This window comes from Salinimicrobium oceani, assembly GCF_012037645.1.
The window spans coordinates 1-383 of sequence record NZ_JAAVJR010000955.1; the positions used below are offsets into that span (position 1 = coordinate 1).

1 protein-coding gene is annotated in these 383 nt (G+C 44.6%); it reads left to right on the top strand.

All coding sequences use genetic code 11. From position 1 onward, the window contains the following. Positions 1 to 383: lactonase family protein (locus tag HC175_RS20230; RefSeq protein ID WP_168139850.1), on the top strand; the 383-nt coding region annotated here is incomplete at both ends.

Consider the following 383-nt stretch of genomic DNA (forward strand, 5'->3'; position numbering starts at 1 on the left):
TGTAACCGCTTTTGAAGTTTTGCAAAATGGCGGATTGGGAATACTGCAGCATATCTCTACGCTTCCCGGAGAATATTCAGGTAAGAACTCCACAGCAGATTTACATCTTCATCCCTCAGGCAGATTTCTCTATGTTTCAAACCGGGGGCACAATTCAATTGCAGCTTTTAAGGTGGAAAACGACGGAAGGCTTACGGCTTCAGGTTATTTTCCAACCCGGGGAGAAACGCCCCGGAATTTTGCACTTTCCCCTTCAGGAGAGCATCTTTATGTTGCCAACCAGGATACGAACAGTATCGTGCTTTTTGAAATTAATAAGAGCACAGGAAACCTTGTTCAGAAAACTAAAGCTTACGAGGTCAAGACTCCGGTTTGCCTCGAAT